The 8,983-nt window shown below is 62.4% G+C and carries 9 protein-coding genes and 1 pseudogene; 7 read left to right on the top strand and 3 right to left on the bottom strand.

The genetic code is table 11. From position 1 onward, the window contains the following. Positions 1–577 precede the first annotated feature (577 nt). From EFQ99_RS31645 to EFQ99_RS31635, 3 genes are all read left to right on the top strand, one after another. Positions 578–1,249: a response regulator transcription factor gene (locus EFQ99_RS31645; RefSeq protein WP_126924982.1), complete on the top strand. Its 672-nt coding sequence runs from the start codon at positions 578–580 to the stop codon at positions 1,247–1,249. Beyond that, positions 1,249–2,595, top strand: coding sequence for a sensor histidine kinase (locus EFQ99_RS31640; RefSeq protein ID WP_126924988.1), 1,347 nt, complete (start codon positions 1,249–1,251; stop codon positions 2,593–2,595). Before EFQ99_RS31645 ends, EFQ99_RS31640 begins: the two co-directional genes overlap by 1 nt. 170 nt (positions 2,596–2,765) lie before the next feature. Next, the gene (locus tag EFQ99_RS31635; protein ID WP_126924981.1) at positions 2,766–3,671 is read left to right on the top strand and encodes a DUF3313 domain-containing protein; all 906 of its coding nucleotides are present in this window, start codon (positions 2,766–2,768) and stop codon (positions 3,669–3,671) included. A gap of 121 nt (positions 3,672–3,792) precedes the next feature. Here EFQ99_RS31635 and EFQ99_RS31630 read toward each other — a convergent pair whose 3' ends face one another. Then, positions 3,793–4,356: a GNAT family N-acetyltransferase gene (locus EFQ99_RS31630; protein ID WP_126924980.1), complete on the bottom strand. Its 564-nt coding sequence runs from the start codon at positions 4,354–4,356 to the stop codon at positions 3,793–3,795. Positions 4,357–4,522: 166 nt separating this feature from the next. Further along, entirely contained in the window at positions 4,523–5,044 is a 522-nt protein-coding gene (locus tag EFQ99_RS31625; RefSeq protein ID WP_126924979.1) for a BA14K family protein, read from the bottom strand. Between the two features lie 115 nt (positions 5,045–5,159). On the opposite strand from EFQ99_RS31625, the pseudogene EFQ99_RS31620 reads away from it, so the two are divergent. From EFQ99_RS31620 to EFQ99_RS31600, 4 genes and pseudogenes are all read left to right on the top strand, one after another. Then, a pseudogene (locus EFQ99_RS31620) lies at positions 5,160–5,316 on the top strand (transposase domain-containing protein); the annotation flags it as partial. Positions 5,317–5,397: 81 nt separating this feature from the next. Continuing rightward, entirely contained in the window at positions 5,398–5,682 is a 285-nt protein-coding gene (locus EFQ99_RS31615; protein WP_126924978.1) for a hypothetical protein, read from the top strand. 238 nt (positions 5,683–5,920) lie between these two features. After that, positions 5,921–6,451 (top strand): terminase small subunit, encoded by a 531-nt coding sequence (locus EFQ99_RS31610; RefSeq protein WP_126924977.1) that lies wholly within the window; start codon positions 5,921–5,923, stop codon positions 6,449–6,451. A 1-nt stretch (position 6,452) separates the two neighbouring features. Next, positions 6,453–8,012, top strand: a complete 1,560-nt coding sequence (locus EFQ99_RS31600) for a terminase (RefSeq protein WP_245441622.1) — start codon at positions 6,453–6,455, stop codon at positions 8,010–8,012. 318 nt (positions 8,013–8,330) lie between these two features. Here EFQ99_RS31600 and EFQ99_RS31595 read toward each other — a convergent pair whose 3' ends face one another. Further along, positions 8,331–8,942 carry an ATP-dependent Clp protease proteolytic subunit gene (locus tag EFQ99_RS31595; RefSeq protein ID WP_126924975.1) on the bottom strand — a complete coding sequence of 204 codons (612 nt, stop codon included), beginning with the start codon at positions 8,940–8,942 and terminating at the stop codon, positions 8,331–8,333. Positions 8,943–8,983 lie beyond the last annotated feature (41 nt).

Here is an 8,983-nt window from a genome sequence, read left to right as displayed (position 1 = left end):
GAAAATGGTCATCCGCATTGCCCTCGCCAGAAAGCTCCTCGTCATTCTCAACGCAAAAGCACGAGACGCGCGAAGGGAATTCCAATATGCAACTTGACACACCAGATAGTCGCTCATCCGGCCCTTCGGGCCACCTTCTCCCCGCTGGGGCGAAGGGGAGCAAGCCGCAATGCTGCTGGTTTTTCGGAGCTCTCGGTGAGGAGGAGACGCTGCCACGAGTCTCTTCTCCCCTCGGGGAGAAGGTGGCGGCAGCCGGATGAGGGGGCTGCACGGCAGGACGCTTCTTACACCGTCTTGGCGGTGAATCGACGGAAAATGTCCGGTCGCGCGGGCATCTCTACCTCACGAACAGTATAACCAGCGGTCCCGCCAGCAGGCTGGCGAGGATGAAGGCGGAGAGGAGGTATTTTTCAAGGATGCGGAGGATGGATTTGAGCTGGGGCATCTTGTCGTCCTGAATTGTGATGCCCGATCCTCGGCTGGAACAATTACGCCAGCATGACCGGCTGCCTTTCAACTTCCGCAATGTTGCTGCAACCCTTGCGGCAGAAACTCCGGGGTAAGGCTTGGGCGGGCGATGCGGATATTGTTGATCGAGGATGAGAGGGAGCTGGCCGAGGCGCTGTCTGCAGCGCTCGGCAAGCATGGGATCGTGACCGACCACACGATGCATCTCGGCGATGCGGTGGAGCTGACGCGGCAGAACTTTTACGATGCGATCCTGCTCGACCGGCGCCTGCCCGACGGCGAGGGGCTGCGTTTCATTCCGGAGCTCCGGCGGACCGGCAAGGAGACGCCGATCATCGTGCTGACGGCGATGAACGAGCCGAAGGAGCGGGTGGAAGGGCTCGATCTCGGCGCCGACGACTATCTCGGCAAGCCGTTTCTGGTGGAGGAACTGATGGCGCGGCTGCGGGCCGTGCTGCGCCGGCCGCCCAATCTTTCCGAGCTCAAGATCACCGCCGGGCGAATGGTGATCGATCCGCTGCATCTCAGCGTCACCGTAGGCGATACGCCGCTCGATCTGCCCCGGCGCGAGCTTCTGGTGCTCGCCGCTCTTGCCAAGCGCAAGGAGAAGACGGTGCTGCGCTCGACGCTGGAGGCGGCGGTCTACAACTATGAGGAGGAAATTCAGTCGAATGCGCTCGACGCGCATATATCGCGGTTGCGAAAGCGACTTGCCGATGCGGGTGCAGAGGTTTCGATCCACAATATTCGCGGCGTCGGCTATCTCATGAAGGAAGAATGATGGGCGGGTGTAGTAAGGCCAATCCGTCGCTCTGGTGGAGGCTCAGCTGGCAGCTGAGCGTCGTTTTCGTCGCCGTGGTGACGGCTGTCACCATCGGCCTCTGCTTCTACGGCGCGACGATCCTTTCTCCGAACGTCGCGCTGGAGGACCATGTCACCGCCGCTCTGGCCCCGGCCGTTGCGCTCGATGCCGAGGGACGGCTTGAGATAAAGGATACGCCGGAGCTGGACGCACTCAAGCGGCAGTATGACGGGCTCTGGTATGTCGCGGCCGCGAGGAACGGCTCTTATGTGTCCTACGGAACCATTCCGACGGCCTATAGCGAGCTTGCGCGCCTGACCTATCTGTTCGAAGGGGCCGATATCAGGGGTTCGGCCGGCACGGACGAGATCGCCTCGGTCGAAAGCGTGGAGACTGCGATCGGCGAGCTCAGGGTGCTGTTTGGCGGTGTCGCCGACAAGGGCTGGCCGGTTTTGACCCTGATGGGCGCGGTCTATCCGATCTACCTCCCGCTGTTTGCCATCGCCTTGCCCGCGGTTTTTCTCGCTGTTCCGAGGATCGTCCGGCGCGGGCTTGCCAGCGTCAGCGAGGTCGCCCGCAAGGCATCCGAGATCGAACCGCGCCGCTACGATGCGCGCCTGCCGCTGGACGGAATTCCGAGGGAGGTCGCGCCGCTGGTGATCGCCTTTAACGAGGCGCTCGACCGGCTGGAAAACGAATACCGCAAACGGCGACACTTCCTGATCGATGCGGCGCATGAACTGAGGACGCCGATCGCGATCATGCAGACAAGGATCGATGGAACGGCCGAGGGGCAGGAGCGCAGGCGATTGCTCGACGACGTCGCGCGCCTGGCCGAGACGGCCGAGCAGCTGCTCGACTTCGAGCGCAACGACCAGGCGGCCGATTTGCATGAGACCGTCGATCTCGTCGACATCGCGCGCGGGGTGGTGGCCGATCTTGCGCCGCTTGCCATCGGCGCCGGCTACCAGATCTCATTTCAGAGCGAGGTCGAGAGCCTGCAACGCAAGGGCAGCCCTTCGGCGCTGCCGCGGGCCGTCAGCAACCTCGTGCGCAACGCCATCGACCATGGCGGCGGCAGCGGCATGATCACCGTTTCCGTCTCGGCATCAGGCGGTGGGCGGATCAGCGTCGCCGACGAAGGGCCGGGCATTCCCCCCGAACACCGCGAGCAGGTGTTCGAACCCTTCTACCGCGTCACCCCGAAGAGCCGGGGGGCGGGTCTCGGCCTCAGCCTCGTCAAGCAGATCGTGTTGAACCATGGCGGCGAGGTTCGCATCGAGAGCGGTGCTGCCGGCACCGAGGTGACGATCCGGCTCGGATAGGCTCTCACGGCAGCTTGTGCTGCCGGAAAGGCTGTAATGCTTTTGCAATTGTTGGCCGCCAGCTTCGGCAGAGACTAGAGCGCCGCGCGTCTGACAAGACGCGCTAAGGACGCTCTAGCACTTTAAACTGCGCATAATCCTTTCCGAAAATCGATTTCGATTTCGGGGTTATGCGCTACCGGCTACGGAGGCCTGACAGAGTGCGCAGCAATCCATTTTTTCCATCCATTTCAAGACGGGCTTCGAGGGCCTTTTCTCTCGTCCTGCCGCTGGTGCTCGCCGCTGCTGCGGCCGGCTGCAGCACGGTGCCGCTCAAAGAGGGCGGGACGCTTTCTTCCTATTCCAATCTCGGCCCACCCAAGGGCAAGCTCCAGAAATCGCGCATCTATGTCGATGGGGCGGGTCTTGCGCCGGCGAAGACGGTCGCCATCGCGCCGACGACCTTTGCCTTCAGCGCCGCCACCCGGATCAAATCGCCTGATGACCGGACGATGGTGTCGAACGCGCTCGACCGGGCGCTCTGCATCTCGCTCAGCGACAAGTATCGGATAGTGGGGGCGGGCGAGCCCGCCGACCTGACGATCCGCTCCGTCGTCACCGATATCGTGCCGACCAACAAGACGATGGCCGGCGTTTCCACAGTCGTGACCGTCGGCACCGGTTTCGTGCTGCCCGTCGGCGTGCCGCGGCTGCCGGCCGGGCTCGGCGGACTGGCTGTCGAGGCCGAGGCGGTCGACGGCGCCGGCGTGCAGCGGGCGGCGATGGTCTGGGCGCGCGGCGCAAACTCGCTGCAGAACAACCCACGTGTTTCCGAAGTGGGCGACGCCTATAGCCTGGCTTCGAAATTCAGCAGCGAATTTTCCCGGATGCTGATTGCCCGCAAGGAGCCGAAAGGATTGGACCTTTCTCTTCCCTCCGGCCAGCGGATGAAATCCTGGCTCGGGGGGAAACCGAAATATGTCGCCTGCGACGCCTTCGGCCGCGAACCCGGGCTGGTGGGGGCAGTGGCCGCCAAATACGGCGCGCCGCCGCAATGGACCGAGAAGAAGCCGAAGCCGGCGGCTGCGGCTTACTGACCGAGCGCCCAGCCATGACCCCAAGGGATGACGCCGAAGCCGTCATCCGGGCTGGGCGTGACGGGACGAACGGAGCAGGGGCCGCAAGCCTTGCTCCGTTCGTCTTTCTCGCTCGGATGTTTCAGGTGGCGGGCCTGGGGTATAGCCAGAAATGCAATTTGATCTGATCGGGCCCGTCGGAAGGATGCGGGCCGCGCTTGAACAACTGCCCGCCATTGCGCTCGATCACCCGCCGCGAGGCGTCGTTATCCCAGTTGCAGAGAATGACGAGGCGGGTGAGGCCTTCCCTGGCCGCCACATCCAGCAGGAGGCTGAGGGCCGCCGTCGCATAGCCGTTGCGCTGTTTCCACGGCACGACGGAATAGCCCACATGGCCCGCGACCTCCGGCGGCAGCGCCTCGGTGCCTGGCTGAAAGCGCAGGCTGATGCTGCCGCAGAATTCGCCATCCCAGATGCAGAACAGGCGGGTGGTCAGGAGCGGCGGTGCCGACCCGGCGGGCGGTTTGCCGCTGAGATCATCAAGGAATTTCGATCTGTCCTGGCGCAATCGCCGAAGCTCGGCGCCGATAAAGGCTGCGTCGCCGGCGCGGCGCGGATCGGGAAACCAGCCGGCGGCGAGCGCTGCTTCGAAGCCCGACAGGTTTTCGAGATCCGGCGCAAGCAGGAGGTTTGCTCGGTCTGTCATCACTCACCTGGCAAGTGCAGCCATTCGGAAGGTTCGATCCGGGGAAGACAAGCACGGCTTGGAGATGTTGGAAAGCGGGTGAAGCACCGGGCGCGCGCCGCCCGGCGGGCATAAAGAAGCCCCGCATCTTCATGCGGGGCTGGCTGCCGATGTCGGGTGACTGGAATTACCGGCACTGGCGGCGTGGGCCGTAGCTCGGCTGATAGGTATTGTCGTAAGCGCGATAGGACCGGTAGCGGGCGTAGCAATATTCGGCATGCGAACTGTAGCCGCTGGGGCCATAGTAGGTCCGCGGCTGCGAGGCGATGAGGCCACCGATGATGGCGCCGGCCGCCAGGCCGCCGATGATGGCGCCGCTATTGTTGTGATGGTGATAGTACCCGCCATAGCGGTAGCGGTCGTCCCGGTAATAGTCGCGGTTACGATAGTAGTCGCCGCGGTTACCATAGTAGTCGCGGTTGCGATTATGGTGGCGGTTGCGATACCAGTAATCATCGGTGTTGCCGAACTGGCCCGGGCAGTTGGTGAAGTTGTTGCAGCCGACAGTCATGATCCGGGCATCGCTGCCTCCAGGCGCCGGCTGCGCGGCCTGCTGTACCGGTGTCGGTACAAAGACAGGGCCTGCCGAGGCCGGCATTCCGGAGAAAGCCGTCGTGATCGACAGGGCTATGATGGCGAATCTGTTCATTTCACTCACCTTGGGTAAACGGACGTATCGAGGGGGTAACGCAGGGGAAGGGATTTGGTTTCATTTTGGGATGAGAACGTTATTCCCTGCTTACAAACGCGGTGAGAATGCCCGTCGTGGCGGGGCGATCATCGCCTCGCGCATTGAGACCTGCAAGCTCAACGCCGATGATCCGCTTGCGTATTTTAGCCAGCACGCTCACTGCCATCGTCAACGGCCACGAGCAGAGCCGGATCGATGAGCTGCTGCCTTGGGATTGCAACGCGAAATAAAGTAGCCGTGAGACTGCAGTCGGCCCGTTGCGGACATCGCCTGGGGCGGTAGAGTGACTATCGAATTTGAGGGCAGATAGATTGCACCAAACAATTACGCTTAATGTCGACCCGTACCTTTCCAATGAACAGTGGGCAAAAGTTCACGAAGTTTATCGTGGCATGGACGGCTGGATCGATGAGGCTAAGATACCGCGCTGGTACGGGACAACCGACGTGGAGCCATATATCACCGCTTCAGCTGAACCGAGCGGTCTTGTCTTTGAAGGTAATGTCGAGCCTATTTTGTGGACGGGTTGGATATCGGTCATCTGCGCGAGGTTGACGATAGCGCTCGGCACCACTGTTCATGATGCAGAAATGTAGAAGCGGTTCCCAACGTTGGCTTGAATGACTTATAATGGCGCATTGTTTCGATCTCCGTCACAGGGGCAATCTTCGACACGGAACAATGCGTTAAAGTCAAGGTGCTAAAACCAGCGCTTACCGATCTCGGGCTGAAGCTTGAGTCAGCGGTTGAACCTGCCAACGGCCCAAAAGCCTCAATTCATCCTCCCAACCATCCCACCGCTATGATCCCCCCTCATCGAGGGCACGATCATCCATGGCAAAACTGACGGCGAGGCAGCGCCTGTTTGTGGCGGAATATTTGAAGGATCTGAATGCGACGCGGGCGGCGCTGCGGGCAGGCTATAGCGAGAATTCCAATGCCAATCGGAACCGCTTGATGGCGAATGAGGCCGTCCGGGCGGAGATTGACAGGGTTCTGGGCCAGCGGCTGGAGCGGCTTGAGATCACGGCCGAGCGGGTGCTTTCGGCGATTGCGGAGATTGCCTTCGGCGACGTGCGCGATGTGTTTGACGAGGAGGGGGCGCTGAAGGCGCCTTCGGAGTGGGATGATCGGACGGCGGCTTCCGTTGCGGGGCTGGAGATCAATACGTCTGCCAAGGCCAAGGGGGAGGTGGTGCATGTGGCGAAGATCAAGCGGGCGGATCGGCTGCGGGCGCTCGACATGCTGGCGCGGCATCACTCGCTCTATAACGATCGGCTGGAGATCAAGGGGCTGGAGGCGCTGAGCGAGAGGCTGGCGCGCGCCAAGGCGCGCAGGGCCGGTGATGGCGGGGCGGAGGGCTGAGATGGCGGGACGTGGGCCTGATATGGCGGGGCGTGAGGCTGGGGCAGGCAGCGCGGCTGGTGCGGGCGGGCGCTTGGGGACGGGCGAAGGTCGCCCCGGGATTGCCGATCCGAATGAGGGGATCATCGAGCTTGCGGGCGACTGCCAGTTCGATCCGCTGGCCTGGAGCCTCAGTGCTTGGGACTGGGGTATCGGCGGGCTGGAGGGGCATTCCGGGCCGCGGGTTTGGCAGCGGGATATTTTTTCGGTTATTCGCGATCATCTCGGCGATCCCGCGACGCGGTTTCAGCCGCTGCAGATTGCGGTGGCCTCCGGCCACGGCATCGGCAAATCGGCCTTCATGGGCATGCTTTCCAACTGGGCGATGTCCTGCTGGAACGAGGCGATGCTGGTGACGACGGCCAATACCGACACGCAGATGCGCACCAAGACGGCGCCGGAGATCGGCAAATGGTTCCGCTCCTCGATAACTGCGCATTGGTTCGACGTGCAGGCGACCTCGATCCGGGCGCGGGATAAGGCGGCGTCGGAGAAGTGGCGGCAGGATTTCGTGCCCTGGTCTGTGAATAATACCGAGGCCTTTGCCGGGCTGCACAACCAGGGCAAGATCATCGTGCTCGAATTCGACGAGGCCTCGAAGATCCACGACAAGGTGTGGGAGGTGGCCGAAGGGGCGCTGACCGATGAGAACACCGTGATCCTCTGGATCGTCTTCGGCAATCCGACGCGCAATTCCGGGCGGTTTCGCGAGTGCTTCCGCCGCTATCGTCACCGCTGGGTGACACGCCAGATCGACAGCCGCACGGTCGAGGGCACCAACAAGGCCAAGATCGCGCAATGGCGGGAGGATCACGGCGAAGACAGCGATTTCTTCAAGATCCGCGTTCGCGGCCAGTTTCCGAGCCAATCCGCCATGCAGTTCATTTCAGCAGACGATGTCGACCAGGCGCGTGCGCGCCATCTTCGCCGCGAGCAATATGCGTTTGCGCCCGTCATCCTCGGCGTCGACCCGGCCTGGACCGGCGACGACACGCTGGAGATCATGCTGCGGCAGGGGCTCTATTCGAAGAGCCTCGTTTCGCTTTCGCGCAACGACAATGACGTCGAGGTGGCGGGGCTGATCGCCCGGCTGGAGGAGGAGCACCAGGCCGACGCCGTGTTCGTCGACGCCGGCTATGGCACCGGCATCGTCAGCGCCGGCGAGGTGATGGGCCGCTCCTGGCGGCTGATCTGGTTTTCGGGCAAGCCGCTCGATCCCGGTTTTCTCAACAAGCGTGCCGAGATGTGGGGCATGCAGAAGCGCTGGATCAAGGCGGGCGGGGCGCTCGATCCGCGGGATGAGGCGCTTTACCAGGATCTCGTCGGGCCGGAGACGGTGGCGCGGCTGGATGGCAAGATCCAGCTGGAGAGCAAGGAGGATATGAAGGCGCGTGGGCTGCCCTCGCCGAACAGGGGGGATGCGCTGGCGCTGACCTTTGCGGAGCCGGTGGTGAGGCGGGAGAGGGGGCGTGGAGCGGGGAATGGGGCTGAGGTGGAGGTGGAGTATAGTCCGCTGGGGTGAGGGTGATGAGGACGGGTGGCTGGCTTGCTCCCTTTTTATCCAGAGGGGAGGGATGCCCGTTAGGGGCGACGCTAGGAGCGCAAGCGAAGGGCATATTGAGCGGCATGCCGTGAGCCCCCTCATCCGCCTGCCGGCACCTTCTCCCCGGTGGGTAGAAGGGGAATCGCGGCTGCGTCTCGCCCTTTTTGAAGCATCTTTTGCGGAAGCGGCCAGCGCGCCAGGAGCGGTCATTGTGGCTGCAGCAAAACTCCTTATGCCGTGACATCGCAGAAGTTGGAAAAACAACTGTAGCCTTGATGGGGATTTTTGCGGCGAGGCTTATAGGCTGTCCGTGTCTTCCCGAACCTTCAGAATACGGTCGATAAGGCCCCATTCAAGCGCTTCCTCCGCCGTCATGAAGCGGTCGCGATCCATCCCGCGCTCAAAGTCTTCGTAGGAACGTCCGCAATGTTCTGTGTAGAGTCGCGTCATGCGTTGCTTGGTCTTTAAAATTTCCTCGGCATGGATCAGCATGTCGGAAGCCTGCCCTTGAAAGCCGCCGGAGGGCTGGTGAATGAGGATGCTGGCATTGGGCAATGCGGCTCTTCCGCCGGGTTCGCCTGCCATCAGCAGGAACGATCCCATTGAACGGGCCGTCCCCATGCAAAGTGTATGAACCGGCGCACGGATGAAGCGCATGGTGTCGTACATGGCCAGGCCGCTGGTCACGGCGCCGCCCGGCGAATTGATATAGAGGTTGATGGGCTTTTTCGGGTTTTCCGCTTCCAGAAACAGCAGTTGCGCGCAGACGAGCGCCGAAACGGTATCGTTCACCTCGCCATTGAGGAAGATAATCCGCTCGCGCAGAAGCCGGGAATAAATATCAAAGGATCGCTCCCCGCGGCTCGACTGTTCTATGACCATAGGGACGAGTTGCATCGCTTCGCGCATCGGCGACCTCCAGACTTTCAGAATTTTGAGGGGAGGCTCGC

Source organism: Rhizobium vallis (assembly GCF_003985155.1).
GTDB classification, from domain to species: Bacteria; Pseudomonadota; Alphaproteobacteria; order Rhizobiales; family Rhizobiaceae; genus Rhizobium; species Rhizobium vallis.
Note: the sequence above shows the minus strand (reverse complement) of the source record. Positions and strands in the feature narration are given on the sequence as shown.